The organism is Ramlibacter sp. AN1133 (assembly GCF_037890035.1).
GTDB lineage: Bacteria > Pseudomonadota > Gammaproteobacteria > Burkholderiales > Burkholderiaceae_C > Ramlibacter.
In genome coordinates this window covers 1-17,423 of record NZ_JBBKTQ010000016.1, presented here as the reverse complement: position 1 = coordinate 17,423, position 17,423 = coordinate 1, and the positions used below count along the sequence as shown (strand labels likewise).

The following is a 17,423-nucleotide window of genomic DNA, read 5'->3' as shown; positions in this document are numbered from 1 at the left end:
GTGTCCGTTCGCGGGATCAGGGTTGGGGCGGCGCGGGCAGCACCGGATAGGTGTGGTCCAGCGTCTGCAGGTACTTCACGAGATCGAGGGCCTGCGGCGTGGGCACGACGACCTGGCCTTCGGCAGGCCCGAACCCCGACGGCAGCTGGAGCGGCTGCTCGCCTTCGCGTTGGGCCTCGCCTGCGTCCTTCACCGTGAACAGGAAGGGGTACGAAGGCATGATCGATTCCTTCACGTACGCGCGCGGCTGGTACAGGTGGCCCAGGTTCCAGTCCTTGCTCGGTTGGCGCGCGCCGATGTTGAACAGGTCCGGCCCGGTGCGCATGCTTCCCAGCAGGTGCGGCTTGTCGTACACGTAGTCGCCCGGCACCGAGGCGCGGCCCCAGCCGCGCTGCGCGTCGGGTCCGAGCCCGCGATCGCGCGGCTGCTGGCTGTGGCAGTAGACGCAGCCGTTGGCCACGTACACCTCGCGCCCGCGCAGCTGCGAGGCGGTATAGGGTTGCAGCTTCGCCGGCGCGGGGACGTCGCTCACCTGCAGGTAGGGCAGCACCACGAGGGCGGCGGTGGCCACGCCGAGCGCGACCATCGCGCCGGCGGCCAGCTTGGTTTCATTTTCCATACGCGGGTTCCAGGTCGTCGTGGCGCGCGGCCCCGAACAGGGCGGCGCCGGCGCGCATCGGCCCGAAGCGCAGGGCCATGGCGAGGAAGTGGCCGACGAACACGAGGTGGCTCGCCAGCATCAGCGCGCCGCCGACCGAGCGCCACTGCAGGTAGGGCCGCGTGAGCGTCACCGACTCCATGAAGGCGCGGGCCGGGTCGAGCATCGCGAGGCCCTGCAGCCAGCCGCCGATGGTGAGCGCCACGAAGTAGATCGTGATGCCCACGGCGGCCAGCCAGAAGTGCAGCGTGATCAGGCGCGGATAGGGCCACTCCCAGTTCAGCACCCGTGGCAGCATGAAGTAGATGGCACCGAACAGCACCATGCTGACGAAGCCGTAGGCACCCAGGTGCGCGTGGCCCACGGTGTAGTGGGTGAAGTGCGTGACGGCGTTGACGCTGCGCAGCGCCTCCATCGAGCCCTGCAGCGAAGACGCCAGGTACACCAGGCCGCCGAACATCATGAAGCGCAGCGTGGGCGACCAGCGCGCCAGGTGCATGCGGCCCTGCAGCGTGCCGGCCATGTTGATCGTGAAGGCGATCACCGGGATCACCATCATCAGGCTCTGCACGATCGACAGCGTGACCAGCCAGCCCGGCACCGGGCCGCCGATCAGGTGATGCCCGCCCACCTGCCCGTAGAAGAAGGCGAGCGTCCAGAACCCCAGCAGCGACAGGTTGTACGAGCGCACCGGCCGGCCAATGATCTTCGGCAGGAAGTAGTAGATCGCGCCCACGCTGACCGGCGTGAACCAAAGGCCAAGCACGTTGTGGCCGTACCACCAGTTGGTGGTGGCCTGCTGCACGCCGGTGTGCACGCCCGGCAGCTTGGCGACGATGAACAGCAGCGTCACCCACAGCAGGCCCGCCACCAGGTACCAGACGCTCACGTACAGGTGCTCGGTGCGCCGGTTCACCAGCGTGGTGAGCACCGGCAGGATGATCATCGCCAGGCCGGCGACCAGGAACAGGCCGATCTGCCACGGGATCTCCAGGTACTCCATGCCGTCGCTCCAGCCCATGGCGATGGCGCCGATGCCGGCGGCGATGCCGGTGTTGATCAGCGCGCCACCGAGCAGCGTCCAGACGGCGCCGCGCAGTTCGGTGCGCAGCAGCCGCGGCAGCAGCCACAGGATCAGGCCGAGCGCCGCGTTGGTGATCCAGCCATAGAGCACCGCCGTCAGGTGCACGGTGCGGATGCGGCCGAAGGTGAGCCAGCCCTGCTGCACCAGCCAGTCCGGCGCGTGCAGCTTGATCGACGAGGTCAGGCCGGCCACCGATCCGAGCAGCAGCCAGAAGCAGGCGAAGGCCACGAACATGAAGACCGGAAAGGCGCTGGAGCGGTCGGCCAGCACGCGTGCGCGCAGGTCGGCGGCATCGGCATCCGGCGCCGGCGCATGGGCGGCGGCAGCCTGCAGCGACTTCTGGTCGGCGGCGGGCAGGGCCGGGTCGTCGACCCGGCCCACCTCGCCGCGCGCGAAGATCACCGAGGCCGCGGCCGGGTTCTCCACCAGCAGGCCCTGGCGCAGCGACCAGATGAAGGCGAACAGGCCCAGTAGCGAAAGCAGGAACGCCGCCAGCAGACTGAGGACTGCGCTGTCCATCACGCGACCCCTTCCCGCGCGTCGGCCGAGCGGGCGGCCTGGTAGCCGTACCAGAGGCTTTCGGCGACGCGCAGCGCCAGTTCGTTGGCGCGTTCGGCCATGGGCTCGTTGCCCAGGGTGGCCGTGGTCTGCCGGAACAGCGCCAGCCAGTGGTGGAACAGGTCCGCACGCAGGCCGGGCAGGGCGGCGTGCTTGGGCATCGGCGCGCCGCGGAAGCGTGCGGTGCCGCGCAGCGCCCCCGACCAGAAGTCCACCATGGTGGCCAGGTGCGGGTCCCATTGGCGGATGTGCGTGTCGAAGATGGGGCCGAGCAGGGGGTCCTGCCGGATGCGCGCATAGAAGCCGTGGACCAGGCGGGTCACTTCTTCCTCGGTGCAGAGGTCGGGGGTGGGCATGTCGCGTCGTCTTGTCGAAGAGGCGTGATTATAAGATTCATGAAGAAAGAATCTTCAGGCGACGGACATTTCCGTGCGGGGCCGCGGGGAACAACGGTGCTGGCGGAAGGGTCACTGCACCTCCCGCTGCCGCGAGTGCCTACAATACATTCATTAAATAGTCATCTTATGCGAGCCCCTGCGCCGCACCATCCGCCATGCCCACCGACGCCTTCGCCTCCTTCCCCTCCTTCTTCGACGAAGCGCCCACGATCCGGGTGCAGGACCCGCTGGCGGAATTCCTGGGCGCCGTGCGCGGCGGCCTGCTGGAATACTGCTACGCCGATGCGGTGCAGTTCGCCGGCCACTCGTGCCCCACGGTGGCGAGCGCCTTCCTCATGACCCGCGCCGCTCTGCGCGCGCTGTACCCCGACACGCTGCCGCGGCGTGGCGAGTTGCGCGTGGAACTGCGCGAGCCCGCAGCCGAGGGCGTGACCGGCGTGATCGGCGGGGTCGCCGGCTTCCTCACCGGAGCGGCCGGCGAGAGCGGCTTCCACGGCATCGGCGGACGCTTCGCGCGCCAGGGCCTGCTCGCCTATGACGCGCCCATCGGCACGCAGCTGCGCTTCACGCGGCTGGATACCGGCGCGAGCGTGGGCGTGTCGGCCGACCTGATGCCGGTGGCGGGCGATCCGCGCGTGATGCAGCTGATGCCCCTGTGCCTGCGCGGGCTCGCCTCGCCCGAGGAGCAGGAGGCCTTCCGCGCCGGCTGGCAGGACCGCGTGAGGCGCCTGCTGCTGGAGCATGCCGACGACCCCGAGGTGATCGTGCTGGAGCGGGAGTCCGAAGCGGTCCTGGCGGACGCCGCACGATGAACGTCGCCGCCCTGCCCCTGGGCCGCTCACCCATTGCGCGCTGCCCTGCCTATCGCGCCGACGATCCCTGCCTGCCTTGCACGCTCGCCAGCATCGGCACCGCGATCGGCCCGGTGCCGGCGCCGCGCCGCCGCCTGCAGCGCGGCGAAACCCTGTTCCGCGAGGGCGACGCCTGCCGCAGCCTTTACGGCGTGCGCAGCGGCACCTTCAAGGCGGTCGTCGCCACGCCGGACGCGGGCGAGCAGGTCACGGGCTTCCAGCTCTCGGGCGAACTGCTCGGGCTCGACGGCCTCGCGGAGGATCGGCATGCCAGCAGCGCCGTCGCCCTGGAGGACTCGGAAGTGATCGTGCTCGCCCACGGCGGCCCGCCGCGCGAGGAGACGCGCGAGCTGTACGCGGCGCTGCCGCGCCTGCTGGCGCGCGAACTGGTGCGCAAGCAGAAGCTCGCGGTGCTGCTGTCCTGCATGAGCGCGGAGCAGCGGCTGGCCTCCTTCCTCCTGAACCTGTCGCACCGGCTGCATGCGCGCGGCTATTCGGCCACCGAGTTCCACCTGCGCATGACGCGGCGCGAGATCGGCAGCTACCTCGGGGTGAAGCTGGAAACCGTGAGCCGCACGTTCGCGGACCTGCAGCGCCGCGGCCTGCTGCGCATCGACGGCCGCTCGGTGGTGCTCCCGAACCGCCGCGCGCTGGTGCGCCTGTTCGACGAACTGCCGCTGCGGCAGCCGGCCGCGCTGCGCGAAACGGCCCTCCATGCCTGACATCGCCGCCGAAGCGCCGCTCGCACGCGCCTTGCAGCAACCCTACCGCCACGGCTTCGTCACCGAGATCGAGTCCGACGCGCTGCCGCCCGGGCTGGACGAGGGAACCGTGCGGGAGATCTCGCGGCGCAAGCGCGAGCCCGAGTTCCTCCTGCGCTGGCGGCTGGCCGCCTTCGAGCGCTGGCTGTCCATGAGCCCCCCGGACTGGGCGCAGCTGCGCATGCAGCCGCCCGATTTCCAGGCCCTCTGCTACTACTCCGCGCCGAAGTCGATGAAGGACGGGCCCAGGAGCCTGGCCGACGTCGATCCCAAGCTGCTGGAAACCTACGAGAAGCTCAACGTGCCGCTGCACGAACGCGCCCGCCTGGCTGGCGTGGCGGTGGACGCGGTGTTCGACAGCGTGTCGGTCGGCACCACCTTCCGCGAGCAGTTGGCGCAGGTCGGCGTGATCTTCTGCTCCTTCTCGCACGCCGTGGAGCACCACCCGGAGCTGATCGAACGCTACCTCGGTTCGGTCGTGCCCCCCGGCGACAACTTCTACGCCGCGCTGAATTCCGCCGTGTTCTCCGACGGCTCCTTCGTCTACGTGCCCGCCGGCGTGCGCTGCCCGATGGAGCTGTCCTCGTACTTCCGCATCAATGCGCGCAACACCGGCCAGTTCGAGCGCACGCTGATCATCGCCGAGGCCGGCAGCGAGGTGAGCTACCTGGAAGGCTGCACCGCGCCGCAGCGCGACGAGAACCAGCTGCACGCGGCGGTGGTGGAACTCGTCGCGCACGACGACGCGCGCATCAAGTACTCCACGGTGCAGAACTGGTATCCCGGCGACGAGCACGGCCGCGGCGGGATCTACAACTTCGTCACCAAGCGCGGTCTGTGCGCGGGACGCCGATCGCGCATCGCCTGGACGCAGATCGAGACCGGCTCGGCGATCACCTGGAAATACCCGAGCGTGGTGCTGCGCGGCGACGACTCCAGCGGCGAGTTCCATTCGGTGGCCGTGTCCAACCATTTCCAGCAGGCCGACACGGGCACCAAGATGATCCACATCGGCCGCAACACCACGAGCCGCATCGTGGCCAAGGGCATCAGCGCCGGCCATGCGCACAACAGCTACCGTGGGCTGGTGCGCGTCGCGCCCACCGCGCAAGGCGCGCGCAACCACACGCAGTGCGACTCGCTGCTGATCGGCGGCGATTGCGGCGCCCACACCTTTCCCTACGTGGAGGCCGCGCGCGCCGACGCGCAGGTGGAACACGAGGCGACCACCACCCGCATTTCCGAGGAACGCCTGTTCTATGCCCGCCAGCGCGGCCTCGATGCCCAGGAGGCCACGGCGCTGATCGTCGGCGGCTTCTGCCAGTCGGTGCTGGCGGAGCTGCCGATGGAGTTCGCGCTCGAGGCGCGCTCGCTGCTGGCCGTGTCGCTGGAAGGCGCCGTCGGCTGAAGCCCCCATGAACCAGAGAGAAGAGATGCACTCCCATCCCCCCGTGCTGCAGGTGCAGGACCTGCGCGTCGCCGTCGCCGGCCGCACCGTGCTGCAGTCCGTTTCGCTGCAGGTGAATGCCGGGGCCGTCGTCGTCCTCATGGGCGCCAACGGCAGCGGCAAGAGCACCCTCGGCCTGGCCCTGGCCGGTCACCCGCGCTACGAGGTGACCCGCGGGCAGGCCAGCCTGGGCGACGAGGACCTGCTGGCGATGAGCGTGGAAGCGCGCGCCCGCGCCGGCCTGTTCCTGTCCTTCCAGGCGCCGCCCGACATCCCCGGCGTGAAGAACAACCTGTTCGTGCGCACCGCCGTCAACGCGGTACGGCAGGCCCGCGGCGAGGCGCCACTGGACGCCTTCGACTTCCTCGGCGAAGCGCGCGCCGCCGCCCGCCGGCTGGGCCTGCCCGAAGCGATGCTGAACCGGCCGGTGAACGAGGGCTTCTCGGGCGGCGAGCGCAAGCGCAACGAGCTGCTGCAACTGGCCATGCTGCGGCCCCGCATCGCGATCCTGGACGAGATCGACTCCGGCATGGACGTCGATGGCGTGCGGGCCACGGTGGAACTGGTTGCCGCGCTGCGCGCGCAGGGCACCGGCTTCCTGGTCGTCTCGCACTACCAGCAGCTGATCGAATCGCTGGCGCCGGACGCGGTGCTGCGGCTGGATGCCGGCCGCATCGCGCAAAGCGGCGGGCTCGAGCTGGTGCAGGACATCGCGCGCACCGGCTACGCGCCGGCGCGCCAGGCGCTCGAGGCCTGAGCATGGACATGGCCCTCGACCCCCGCCCGGCCGCCCGCGCGCAGCTTGCGGCGCACGGCTGGATCCCGCGCAAGGCGGAACTGTTCCGGCACCTGCCGCCGCCGCCTGCGGCGGCCTGGCTGGGCGAGGAAGCCAGCATCGACGACGGGCCGCCGGATTGCGGCTGGTCCTTGCGCGACATACCGGGCGTGCCTGTGGGCAACGCCGAACTGCGCTGGTTCGACATGGTCCATGCCGCGCAGCGTGCCAGGCTGCTGTCGGGGCTGCCGCTGCCCGGGGAGGATGACGCCGCCCCGTTCGCCTGGGCTCATCGCGCGTTGCTGCGCCATGCGCTGCGGGTGCGGGTGGGTGCGGCCGGCCCGGGCGCGGCGCCGACCTTCCTGCACCTGGCGCACCGCGGGCACGGGGCCGTCGAAGCCCCGCTGCTGCTGCTGGAACTGGAAGCCGGGGCGCGCTGCGTACTGCTCGAGACGCACGAGGGCGGCCCGGGCGTGTCGGGCGTCCAGAACCTGCAGGTGCATGTGGTCCTGGAGGAGGGCGCGCACCTGCAGCACCTGCGTAGCGTGAGCCCCGCCGCGGGCGATCGCCTGGCCCACCACGTGCACGCGCGCCTGGAGCGCGCCGCCGTCTATGCGCAGTGCCTGCTGGCCGGCACCGCGGCCTACCACCTGCAGCGCAACGTGTTCGAGCTGCAGGGTGAAGATGCGGTGGTGCAGGTCGCCGGCGTGTTGCTCGGGGCGACGGGCGCGCTGGAGCAGCAGGTGCTGGCGCGCCACGCCGCACCGCGCACGCGCAGCGGCGTCGAGATGATCGCGCTGCCCGGCGCCAGGGCACAGATGGTCGCCAGCGCGCACACGCGCATCGCCCCCGGCTGCGACGACGCCGACGTGCGCCAGCGCCTGGCCGGCATTCCCGTCGCGGGACATCCGCGCATCGTGCTGCGCCCGCACCTGGAGATCCACCACGACCAGGTGCAGGCCGCCCACGGCGCCACCTGGGGTGCCTTGCCCGAGGAAGCGCTGTTCCACGCGCGCCAGCGCGGGCTGGACGAGGCGCAGGCCCGCTCGCTGATCGTGGCCGGCCTGGCGCGCGCGGTGCTCGCCCGGGCCATCGACGAGGCCGCATTGCCGCCGGCGTTGCGCCTGGAAGATGCGCTGGCTGCCGCCCTCGCGCGCCAGTTCGGATCCGCCGGCACGGAGCCCGCCCATGGGTAAGCTGCTTTCGCCCCATACGCTCGCTGGCGGTTTCGACGGACTGGCGCAGCGCGTGCACGACGCGCCCCTGGCCTACCTGGACAACGCGGCCACCACGCACATGCCGGTGGCCGTGCGCGAGGCGATGGAAGCCTTCGAGCGCCGCCATCGCGCCAACATCCATCGCGGCGTGCACACGCTCAGCGAGCGCGCGACGCAGGCGTTCGAGGACGCGCACACGACGCTCAAGCGCTTCGTCGGCGCGGGTGCGCAGCACGAACTGGTCTTCACCTCGGGCACCACCGAGTCGCTCAATCTCGTCGCTCACGGGCTGTCGGATGCGGGCTTCGCGCCGCCCGTGCTGCGCCCGGGGGACGAGATCATCACGACGGCGCTGGAACACCACGCCAACCTGGTGCCCTGGCAGGTGGCCGCGCGCCGCAGCGGCGCGCGCCTGCTGGTGCTGCGCCCCGACGTCGAAGGCCGCCTGCACGCCGACGACCTGGCGCGGCTGCTGGGCCCGCGCACCCGTGTCTTCGCGGTCACCGCCTGCGCGAACGCGACGGGCGAGCGGCCCCCCTACGAGGCCCTGCTGGCGCTCGCCGCCGAGGCCGGGGCCTTCACGGTGCTGGATGCCGCGCAGGCCGTGGGGCACGAAGTGCCGCAGCTGTCGCAACTGGATTGCGACTTCATGGCCTTTTCCGGCCACAAGATGTACGGGCCCATGGGCATCGGTGTGCTCGCCGGGCGGCGAGCCGCGCTGGAACGGCTGGCCCCCCTGCGCTTCGGCGGCGACATGGTGGAGTGGGTCAGCGAGAGCGAAGCGAGCCTGGCCGCGCTGCCCGCGCGGCTGGAGGGCGGCACGCCGAATGTCGCGGGCGCGGTGGGCCTCGCGGCAGCGGCCGACTTCATCGACGTGACCGGACGTGATGCCATCGACGCGCATGTGCGGGCCTTGCGCGCGCATGCCGTGCAGCGCCTGTCCACGCTGCCGGGCGTCACCGTGCTGGCCAGGCACGCCAGCGCATCGGCCATCGTTTCCTTCGTCGCCGCCGACGTGCATCCGCACGACCTGGGCACGCTGCTGGACGCGCGCGGGATTGCCGTGCGCACCGGCCATCACTGCGCGCAACCGCTGCTGGCCTGCCTGGGCGTCGGGCCGACCACGCGGGCCTCCTTCGCGATCTACAACACCCACGACGAGGTCGAGCGCCTGGCCGACGCCGTGGCGAATGCGCTTCAGGTGCTGCGATGAGCGCCGCCCGGCCGCCCGAAGGCGCTCGCCCCCTCCGCTTGCGGAGGGGGGAGGAGGAGTCCGCGCGGCGGACGGATCCTGGGGGAGGTTATCCAATGAGCTTCGTCACCGACGACCTGTACCAGGACCTGGTGCTGGAACACAAGCGCGCGCCGCGCCACTTCGGCGCCATCGCCGCGCCCACGCACGAAGCGCAAGGGCGCAATCCGCAATGCGGCGACGAGGTGCGCTTGCAGTTGCGCCTGGCCGACGGGCGCGTGGACGCCATCGGCTTCACCGGCCAGGGCTGCGCCATCTGCATCGCCTCGACCTCGATGATGACGCAGGCGCTGCTCGGCGCGCAGGTGGAGGCCGCGCGGGCGCTGCAACAGCACTTCCGCGCCGTGCTCACGGGCCAGGCGGAACCGGAAGAAGTCACGCTGGGCAAGCTGGCCAGCCTCGCCGGCGTGCGCCAGTACCCGTCGCGCATCAAGTGCGCGCTGCTCGGTTGGCACGCGCTGATGCACGCCTTGCAGGAGCCGGTGGGTGCGGGGCAGCCGGAGGCCGGCGCATGAGGCCGCGCCGGGAACAGGTGATCGTGCGCCGCGCCGTCACCGTGGGACGCGTTCCGGACGGCACGCCGCTGGAGCTGGAGCCCGGGATGCTGGGGCAGGTGACGCAGGCGCTCGGCTCCAACTTCACGCTGCTGGTCGAAGGCCAGCTCGTGCGCCTGAAGGGCAGCGACGCCGACGCGATCGGCAAGCCGGTGCCGGTGGCTGCGCCCGAGGAGGACGACGGCGATGCGGACCTGGAACAGCGCATCTGGCGCACGCTGGCCAGCTGCTACGACCCGGAGATCCCGGTGGACATCGTGGAGCTGGGACTGGTCTATCGCTGCGAACTCGCCCCGCAGGAGGACGGCCGCACCCGCGTGGAGATCGACATGACGCTCACCGCGCCGGCCTGCGGAATGGGCGAGCTGCTGGCCGAGGAAGTGGCCGACAAGGTGCTGGCGCTGGCCGAGGTGGGCGAGGTGAAGGTGGACCTCGTGTTCGACCCGCCGTGGGACCGATCGCGGATGTCCGAGGCCGCGCAACTGGCGCTGGGGCTTTGAGCGCCGGCCCCGATCGGGAAGCGCGCCCGCGCAGGTCGGCGGCCCGTAGGCTGGCGGTGGAGCGAAGCGCAACCCCAGCGATTCGGCGCGGCAGCGCTGGGGTTGCCGCGCTCCGCGCGTCACCGCCAGCCTACGAAACTTCCTTCACACCCCGCGCTGCCGATCCCGCCGGAACGCCAGCGCGTAAGCCGCGAAGGTGTTCGTATCGAGCGCCTCGCGGATCTCCCGCATCAGGTTCAGGTAGAAGTGCAGGTTGTGGATGGTGGCCAGCATCGGCCCCAGCATCTCGCCGCAGCGATCCAGGTGGTGCAGGTAGGCGCGCGAGAAGCCGCCGCTCACCGTTCCGTCGGCGCGCGTGTAGCCGCGGCACGTGTAGCAGGTGCAGGTCTCGTCCAGCGGACGCGCATCGCTGCGGTGCTTGGCGTTGCGGATCTTCAGGTCGCCGAAGCGCGTGAACAGGTGGCCGTTGCGCGCGTTGCGCGTGGGCATCACGCAGTCGAACATGTCCACGCCCTGCGCCACGCCTTCGACCAGGTCCTCCGGCGTGCCCACGCCCATCAGGTAGCGCGGCTTGTGGGCGGGCAGGCGATGCGGCGTGTGCGCCATGATGCGCAGCATGTCCTCCTTGGGCTCGCCGACGCTCACGCCGCCGACCGCGTAGCCGGGGAAGTCCATGTCGACCAGCGCCGCGAGCGATTCCTCGCGCAGGTGCTCGTACATGCCGCCCTGCACGATGCCGAACAGCGCATTCGGGTTCTCCAGCCGCGCGAATTCGTCCTTGCAGCGCAGCGCCCAGCGGCGCGACAGTTCCATGGAGAAGCGCGCCTCCGCTTCCGTCGTGATGTGGCCCTGCGTGTCGTAGGGCGTGCACTCGTCGAACTGCATCACGATGTCGGAGTTCAGCGTGGTCTGGATCTGCATCGAGATCTCGGGCGTGAGGAACAGCTTGTCGCCGTTGACCGGCGAGGCGAACTTCACCCCCTGCTCGCTGATCTTGCGCATCTCCCCCAGGCTCCAGACTTGGAAGCCGCCGGAGTCGGTGAGGATCGGCTTGTCCCACTGCTCGAAGGCATGCAGGCCGCCGAACTGCTGCAGCACGTCCAGCCCCGGGCGCATCCACAGGTGGAAGGTGTTGCCCAGGATGATCTGCGCGCCCATCTCCTCCAGCGACCGCGGCATGACGCCCTTGACGGTGCCGTAGGTGCCCACGGGCATGAAGACCGGCGTCTGCACGACGCCGTGGTTGAGGGTGAGGGTGCCGCGGCGGGCGAGGCCCTCGGTTTTCAGGAGTTCGAACTTCAGCATCGTGGGGTGTTCAGGTGCGCGCGAGCAGCATCGCGTCGCCGTAACTGAAGAAGCGGTAGCGGCTTTCCACCGCGTGGCGATAGAGGTCCATGGCGTGCTCGTAGCCGGCGAAGGCGCTCACCAGCATCAGCAGCGTGGACTTGGGCAGGTGGAAGTTGGTGAGCAGCAGGTCGACTTCGCGAAAGGCGAAACCGGGAGTGATGAAGATGTCGGTGTCCCCGCTCGCCTGGCCGGACCGGGCCCAGGACTCCAGCGTGCGGACCGTGGTCGTACCCACGGCCACCAGCCGGCCGCCGCGCGCGCGCAGTTGCGCGATCGCCTGCTGCGTCGCCTGCGGCACTTCGTACCACTCGCTGTGCATCCGGTGCTGGGCGATGTCCTCGGTCTTGACCGGCTGGAAGGTGCCGGCGCCCACATGCAGCGTGACGCTGGCGCGCTGCACGCCGCGCGCGTCCAGGGCCGCCAGCACCGCCTCGTCGAAGTGCAGGGCGGCGGTGGGCGCGGCGACGGCGCCGGGGTTCTTCGCGAACACCGTCTGGTAGCGGCGGGCGTCTTCCTCGCTGTCGGCGTGCGTGATGTAGGGCGGCAGCGGGACGTGGCCATGCTGCTCCATCAGGCGGTAGGGATCGTCGCTGAAGGCGAAGCGGAAGAGGGGGCCGTCGTCCTGCGGCCAGCGACCGAGCAGGGTGGCGGTGAAGCCGCCGTCCATGCGCAATTCGGTTCCGGGCGGCGGCTTCTTGCTCACCTTCATGTGGGCGACGACTTCGCGTTCGCCCAGCACGCGTTCGACCAGCAGTTCCAGCTTGCCGCCGGTGGGCTTCTCGCCGAACAGGCGCGCCTTCACGACCTGGGTGTCGTTGAAGACCAGGAGGTCGCCTTCACGGAGAAGGCCGGGCAGGTCGCGGAAGACGCGGTCCACGGGCGTGGGGCCGGTGCCATCCAGCAGGCGCGAGCCGCTGCGTTCGGCGGCGGGGTGCTGGGCGATCAGTTCGTCGGGCAGGGCGAAATCGAAATCGCCCAGGGTGAAGTGGCGCATGCGCTTGAGGGCCGGACGGACCCGTTCCAAGGTTGGTGGGAAGAGCAGGGCAGAATTGTCCCATGCCGGATACCAAGGCGCTGTCGGAACCGCAGAAAGCCCTGATCAAGCTGGGCCTGGCGCGCGACATCGACCTGGCGCTGCACATCCCCCTGCGTTACGAGGACGAGACGCGCATCTCCAGGCTGCGCGATGCGCGCGAGGGCGACACGATCCAGTTCGAGGCGACGGTGACGGACTGCCAGGTGCAATACCGCCCGCGCCGCCAGCTGGTGGTGAAGGTGGACGACGGCACCGACACCTGCGTGCTGCGCTTCTTCACCTTCTATCCCTCGCAGCAGAAGTCGCTCGCCGTCGGCGCGCGGCTGCGCATCCGCGGCGAGATCAAGGGCGGCTTCCTCGGATGGCAGATGGTGCATCCGGCCTGGAAGCAGGCGGGCGGTGCCTTGCCGGAGGCGTTGACGCCGGTGTACTCCACGGTCGCCAGCCTGCCGCAGCCCTATCTGCGCAAGGCGGTGGCCAGCGGACTGGAGCGCGCGGACCTCTCCGAGACCATCCCGCCCGATGCGCCGCCCGCGCCGGGCCGGGCGCGCGAATGGACGCTGAAGCAGGCGCTGCAGTTCCTGCACCACCCCACCCCCGAAGTGTCGCTCGCCACCCTGGAAGACCGCAGCCATCCCGCCTGGCAGCGGCTGAAGGCGGAGGAACTGCTCGCGCAGCAGCTGTCGCAGGTGCACAGCCGGCGCGAGCACGACCGCCTGCGCGCGCCCGCGCTGCGCGCCAGGCCGGGCGGCCTGCATGAACAACTGCTCGCGGCACTGCCCTTCCAGCTGACGCACGCGCAGCGCCGCGTCTGCGAGGAGATCGCGCAGGGCCTGGACCGCGACCGTCCCATGCACCGCCTGCTGCAGGGCGACGTGGGTTCGGGCAAGACCGTGGTGGCCGCGCTGGCCGCGGCGATCGCCATCGACGCCGGCTGGCAATGCGCCCTCATGGCGCCGACCGAGATCCTGGCGGAACAGCACTTCCGCAAGTTGATCGGCTGGCTGGAGCCGCTGCTGCTGCCGCTGGGCCTGCGCGTGGCCTGGCTCACGGGCAGCCAGCGGAAGAAGGAGCGCACCGAGATGCTGGAGCTGATCGCGAGCGGCGAGGCGGCGCTGGTGGTCGGCACGCATGCGGTGATCCAGGAGCAGGTGCAGTTCAAGGCGCTGGCGCTGGCGATCATCGATGAACAGCACCGGTTCGGGGTCGAGCAGCGGCTGGCGCTGCGGGGGAAGATGGATTCCCGCCTGCGCGGGAAAGACGAAGCTCCGGGCGAGGAGCCGCATCTGCTGATGATGTCCGCCACCCCCATCCCCCGCACCCTCGCCATGAGCTACTACGCGGACCTGGATGTCTCCACCATCGACGAACTGCCGCCGGGCCGCACGCCGGTCGTCACCAAGCTGATCGCCGACAGCCGCCGCGAGGAGATCGTCGAGCGCATCCGCGCGCAGGTGGCGCAGGGCCGGCAGGTGTACTGGGTCTGCCCGCTGATCGAGGAAAGCGAGACCCTGGACCTCACCAACGCCACGGCGACCCACCAGCAACTGAGCGAAGCGCTGCCAGGCGTGCTGGTCGGCCTGCTGCACTCGCGCATGCCCATGCCGGAGAAGAAGGCGGTGATGTCGCTCTTCACCGGCGGCCAGATGGGCGTGCTGGTCTCGACCACGGTGATCGAGGTCGGCGTCGACGTGCCCAACGCCTCGCTGATGGTGATCGAGCACGCCGAGCGCTTCGGCCTGTCGCAGCTGCACCAGCTGCGCGGACGCGTGGGCCGCGGCGCGGCGGCCTCGGCATGCATCCTTTTGTATTCGACCGGCGAGAACGGACGCCTCGGCGACACCGCGCGCTCGCGCCTGAAGGCCATGGCCGAAACCAGCGACGGCTTCGAGATCGCCCGCCGCGACCTCGAGATCCGCGGCCCCGGCGAGTTCCTGGGCGCGCGCCAGTCCGGCGCGCCGCTGCTGCGTTTCGCCGACCTGGCCTTCGACACGGACCTGCTGGAATGGGCGCGCGCGGTGGCGCCGCGCATGCTCGACCGTCACCCCGAACTCGCAGCCCGGCACGTGAGCCGCTGGTTGGGTGGAAAATCGGAATACCTGAAGGCCTGAGGGAAGGCGATAGCTTGCGGCTGGGCCGGGCTGAACGCACCAGAACAATGACGCTCACCGAGTTCAAATACATCGTCGCCGTCGCGCGCGAAAAGCATTTCGGCCGCGCGGCCGAAGCCTGCTTCGTTTCGCAGCCCACGCTGTCCGTCGCCATCAAGAAGCTGGAGGACGAACTCGAGGTGAAGCTGTTCGAGCGCAGCGCCAACGAGGTCGCCGTCACGCCGCTGGGCGAGGAGATCGTGCGCCAGGCGCAGAGCGTGCTGGAGCAGGCCGCCGCGATCAAGGAGATCGCCAAGCGCGGCAAGGACCCGCTCGCGGGCCCGCTGCGACTGGGCGTGATCTACACGATCGGCCCCTACCTGCTGCCCGACCTGGTGCGGCAGGCGATCGCGCGCACGCCGCAGATGCCGCTGATGCTGCAGGAGAACTTCACCGTGCGGCTGCTGGAGATGCTGCGCACGGGCGAGATCGACTGCGCGATCATGGCCGAACCCTTCCCCGACACCGGGCTGGCCATCGCGCCGCTGTACGACGAGCCCTTCCTCGCCGCGGTGCCCAGCAACCATCCGCTTTCCGTGCACAAGACGGTGAAGGCGGAGGAGCTGAAGCAGGAGACGATGCTGCTGCTCGGCACCGGCCACTGCTTTCGCGACCACGTGCTGGAGGTCTGCCCCGAGTTCGCGCGCTTTTCCAGCGACGCCGAGGGCATCCGCAAGAGCTTCGAGGGCTCCTCGCTGGAGACGATCAAGCACATGGTGGCCGCGGGCATGGGCGTGACATTGGTGCCGCGCCTGTCGGTGCCCAAGGAGGCCTTCTCGTCGCGGCCCAAGCGGCGCAGCGAGGACCAGGCCTTCGTCAAGTACATCCCCTTCGACGGCGACCCGCCGAGCCGGCGCGTGGTGCTGGCGTGGCGCCGCAGCTTCACGCGCTACGAGGCGATCGCCGCGCTGCGCAATGCGATCTATGCCTGCGAACTTCCGGGCGTCAAACGCCTGTCCTGAATCCATGAGAGAAACACCAACCACGCCCGCCTGCCTCTACCAGCCCGGCATCCTCGATGCGCCGCCTCCCGTGGCGCGCTACCTGTGGTTCCAGCTCACCGGCCGCGAGGTCGATGCGGCGGCGATCAAGGAGGCGCTCACGCGCGTGACGCCGCTCGTCGACGGCAGCGACGTCGTGCTGGGCCTCGGGCCTTCGCTGGTGCAGGCCCTGGGCGCCGAGATCCCGGGCCTGCATGAATTCCCCGACCTGTCCGCGCATGGCGTGAAGGTGCCCTCCACGCCGGGCACGCTGTGGGCGTGGCTGCGCGGCTCGGACCTCGGCGACCTGCTGCACGTCACGCGCAAGGTGCAGAAGGCCCTGGCGCCGGCCTTCGCGCCGCGCCACGTCGTCGATGCCTTCCGCCATGCCTGGAACGACAGCCACGGCAAGGACCTCACGGGTTTCGAGGACGGCACCGAGAACCCGGAAGGCGAGGCGGCCGAAGAGGCGGCTTTCGCCCACGGGCTCGGCGAGGGGCTGGACGGCGCCAGCTACGTCGCCGTGCAGCAGTGGGTCCACGACATCGACGCCTTCGAGGCGGTGGAGGACCAGGCGCGCGACCACATCATCGGCCGGCGCCTCTCCGACAACGAGGAACTGGACGACGCGCCCGAGTCGGCGCACGTCAAGCGCACGGCGCAGGAGAGCTTCGATCCCGAGGCCTTCGTGCTGCGCCGCTCCATGCCCTGGATGGCCGACATGCAGGCCGGCCTCATGTTCGTGGCCTTCGGCAAGTCCTTCTACGCCTTCGAGGCGCAGATGCGCCGCATGGCGGGCTACGAGGACGGCATCCTCGATGCGCTGTTCGGGATCTCGAAGCCGGTGAACGGCTCCTACTTCTGGTGTCCGCCGATGCGCGACGGCCGCCTCGACCTGCGCCGCCTGGGCCTCGGCACGTCGTGATGGGACCGGGCAAGCTTTCGCTGTACCTCGACCTGATCCGCTGGAACCGGCCGGCGGGCTGGCTGCTGCTGCTGTGGCCCTCGCTGTACGCGCTGTGGATCGCGGCGGGCGGCTTCCCGGGCTGGCACCTGATCGCGGTGTTCACGCTCGGCACGATCCTGATGCGCAGCGCCGGCTGCTGCGTCAACGACGTGGCGGACCGGGAGTTCGACAAGCACGTCAAGCGCACGGCGCAGCGGCCCGTGACGACCGGTGCCGTCTCGGTGCGCGAGGCGCTGGTGCTGGGCGCCGTGCTGGCGCTGCTGGCGTTCGCGCTGGTGCTGACGACCAATGCCACCGCGATCGCGTGGTCGTTCGCGGCGCTGGCGATCTCGGTGATCTACCCGTATGCGAAGCGCTACGTGGCCATGCCGCAGGCGGTGCTGGGCATCGCCTTCAGCTTCGGCATCCCGATGGCGTTCGCGGCGGTGCAGGCGCACGTGCCGCTGCTGGCGTGGGTGCTGCTGCTCGGCAACCTGTTCTGGGTGCTGGCCTACGACACCGAGTACGCGATGGTCGACCGCGACGATGACCTGCGCATCGGCATCAAGACCTCGGCGATCACGCTGGGGCGCGCGGACGTGGCGGTGGTGATGGCCTGCTACGTGGCCGCGATCGCGGTCTGGGGCGTGGTGATGGCCGGGCGCATCCCGGCGCCGTGGATAGCGCTGACGGCCGCCGCGGCACTCGCGCAGGCGGCGTGGCACTACACGCTGATCCGCGACCGCTCGCGCGAGGGGTGCTTCAGGGCGTTCCGGGTGAACCACTGGTTCGGGTTCACGCTGTTCGCCGGGACGGTGCTGGGCTACACGCTGTCGTGACTCCCTCCCCCTCCGGGGGAGGGTTGGGGTGGGGGCACGCCCGGTGCTTCGTTCTTGCACCAGCGCCCGG

At 70.6% G+C, this 17,423-nt stretch carries 17 protein-coding genes; 12 read left to right on the top strand and 5 right to left on the bottom strand.

The window, feature by feature from the left end:
- Nucleotides 1-16: 16 nt before the first annotated feature.
- Genes WG923_RS20145 through WG923_RS20135 form a run of 3 tightly spaced genes read right to left on the bottom strand, consistent with a single transcriptional unit; the run spans nt 17 to nt 2,656 of the window.
- Nucleotides 17-619: a cbb3-type cytochrome c oxidase subunit II gene (locus tag WG923_RS20145; protein WP_340352781.1), complete on the bottom strand. Its 603-nt coding sequence runs from the start codon at nt 617-619 to the stop codon at nt 17-19.
- Entirely contained in the window at nt 609-2,261 is a 1,653-nt protein-coding gene (locus WG923_RS20140) for a cbb3-type cytochrome c oxidase subunit I (protein ID WP_340352780.1), read from the bottom strand. The genes WG923_RS20145 and WG923_RS20140 overlap by 11 nt, the downstream gene beginning before the upstream one ends.
- Nucleotides 2,261-2,656, bottom strand: a complete 396-nt coding sequence (locus tag WG923_RS20135) for a group III truncated hemoglobin (protein WP_340352779.1) — start codon at nt 2,654-2,656, stop codon at nt 2,261-2,263. The genes WG923_RS20140 and WG923_RS20135 overlap by 1 nt, the downstream gene beginning before the upstream one ends.
- 197 nt (nt 2,657-2,853) lie before the next feature.
- On the opposite strand from WG923_RS20135, the gene WG923_RS20130 reads away from it, so the two are divergent.
- The 8 genes from WG923_RS20130 to sufT all read left to right on the top strand — a co-directional run bounded on the left by WG923_RS20130 (nt 2,854) and on the right by sufT (nt 10,055).
- Nucleotides 2,854-3,510: an FmdE family protein gene (locus WG923_RS20130; RefSeq protein ID WP_340352778.1), complete on the top strand. Its 657-nt coding sequence runs from the start codon at nt 2,854-2,856 to the stop codon at nt 3,508-3,510.
- A complete protein-coding gene (locus WG923_RS20125) occupies nt 3,507-4,271 on the top strand; it encodes a helix-turn-helix domain-containing protein (RefSeq protein ID WP_340352777.1) in 765 nt (254 codons plus the stop codon). Before WG923_RS20130 ends, WG923_RS20125 begins: the two co-directional genes overlap by 4 nt.
- Nucleotides 4,264-5,718 (top strand): Fe-S cluster assembly protein SufB, encoded by a 1,455-nt coding sequence (gene sufB / locus WG923_RS20120; protein ID WP_340352776.1) that lies wholly within the window; start codon nt 4,264-4,266, stop codon nt 5,716-5,718. The genes WG923_RS20125 and sufB overlap by 8 nt, the downstream gene beginning before the upstream one ends.
- A gap of 25 nt (nt 5,719-5,743) precedes the next feature.
- Nucleotides 5,744-6,514, top strand: coding sequence for a Fe-S cluster assembly ATPase SufC (gene sufC / locus WG923_RS20115; RefSeq protein WP_340352875.1), 771 nt, complete (start codon nt 5,744-5,746; stop codon nt 6,512-6,514).
- 2 nt (nt 6,515-6,516) lie between these two features.
- The gene (locus tag WG923_RS20110) at nt 6,517-7,728 is read left to right on the top strand and encodes a SufD family Fe-S cluster assembly protein (RefSeq protein WP_445322951.1); all 1,212 of its coding nucleotides are present in this window, start codon (nt 6,517-6,519) and stop codon (nt 7,726-7,728) included.
- Nucleotides 7,721-8,962, top strand: coding sequence for an aminotransferase class V-fold PLP-dependent enzyme (locus WG923_RS20105; RefSeq protein ID WP_340352774.1), 1,242 nt, complete (start codon nt 7,721-7,723; stop codon nt 8,960-8,962). The genes WG923_RS20110 and WG923_RS20105 overlap by 8 nt, the downstream gene beginning before the upstream one ends.
- Nucleotides 8,963-9,057: 95 nt before the next feature.
- Nucleotides 9,058-9,516, top strand: coding sequence for a Fe-S cluster assembly sulfur transfer protein SufU (sufU, locus tag WG923_RS20100; RefSeq protein WP_340352773.1), 459 nt, complete (start codon nt 9,058-9,060; stop codon nt 9,514-9,516).
- Complete coding sequence (gene sufT, locus WG923_RS20095; RefSeq protein WP_340352772.1) at nt 9,513-10,055, top strand: putative Fe-S cluster assembly protein SufT; 543 nt, start codon at nt 9,513-9,515, stop codon at nt 10,053-10,055. The genes sufU and sufT overlap by 4 nt, the downstream gene beginning before the upstream one ends.
- A 144-nt stretch (nt 10,056-10,199) precedes the next feature.
- Here the strand turns inward: sufT and tgt are convergent, their stop codons facing one another.
- Together tgt and queA are read right to left on the bottom strand one after the other, a co-directional pair.
- Entirely contained in the window at nt 10,200-11,360 is a 1,161-nt protein-coding gene (gene tgt, locus WG923_RS20090) for a tRNA guanosine(34) transglycosylase Tgt (RefSeq protein ID WP_340352771.1), read from the bottom strand.
- 10 nt (nt 11,361-11,370) lie between these two features.
- Complete coding sequence (gene queA, locus WG923_RS20085) at nt 11,371-12,396, bottom strand: tRNA preQ1(34) S-adenosylmethionine ribosyltransferase-isomerase QueA (RefSeq protein ID WP_340352770.1); 1,026 nt, start codon at nt 12,394-12,396, stop codon at nt 11,371-11,373.
- Nucleotides 12,397-12,458: 62 nt separating this feature from the next.
- On the opposite strand from queA, the gene recG reads away from it, so the two are divergent.
- Genes recG through ubiA form a run of 4 tightly spaced genes read left to right on the top strand, consistent with a single transcriptional unit; the run spans nt 12,459 to nt 17,353 of the window.
- Nucleotides 12,459-14,549 carry an ATP-dependent DNA helicase RecG gene (recG, locus tag WG923_RS20080; protein ID WP_340352769.1) on the top strand — a complete coding sequence of 697 codons (2,091 nt, stop codon included), beginning with the start codon at nt 12,459-12,461 and terminating at the stop codon, nt 14,547-14,549.
- Nucleotides 14,550-14,596: 47 nt separating this feature from the next.
- Nucleotides 14,597-15,550, top strand: coding sequence for a LysR substrate-binding domain-containing protein (locus WG923_RS20075; protein WP_340352768.1), 954 nt, complete (start codon nt 14,597-14,599; stop codon nt 15,548-15,550).
- Nucleotides 15,551-15,554: 4 nt separating this feature from the next.
- Nucleotides 15,555-16,493, top strand: a complete 939-nt coding sequence (locus WG923_RS20070; protein ID WP_340352767.1) for a Dyp-type peroxidase — start codon at nt 15,555-15,557, stop codon at nt 16,491-16,493.
- Nucleotides 16,493-17,353: a 4-hydroxybenzoate octaprenyltransferase gene (ubiA, locus tag WG923_RS20065; RefSeq protein ID WP_340352766.1), complete on the top strand. Its 861-nt coding sequence runs from the start codon at nt 16,493-16,495 to the stop codon at nt 17,351-17,353. The genes WG923_RS20070 and ubiA overlap by 1 nt, the downstream gene beginning before the upstream one ends.
- Nucleotides 17,354-17,423: the final 70 nt, after the last annotated feature.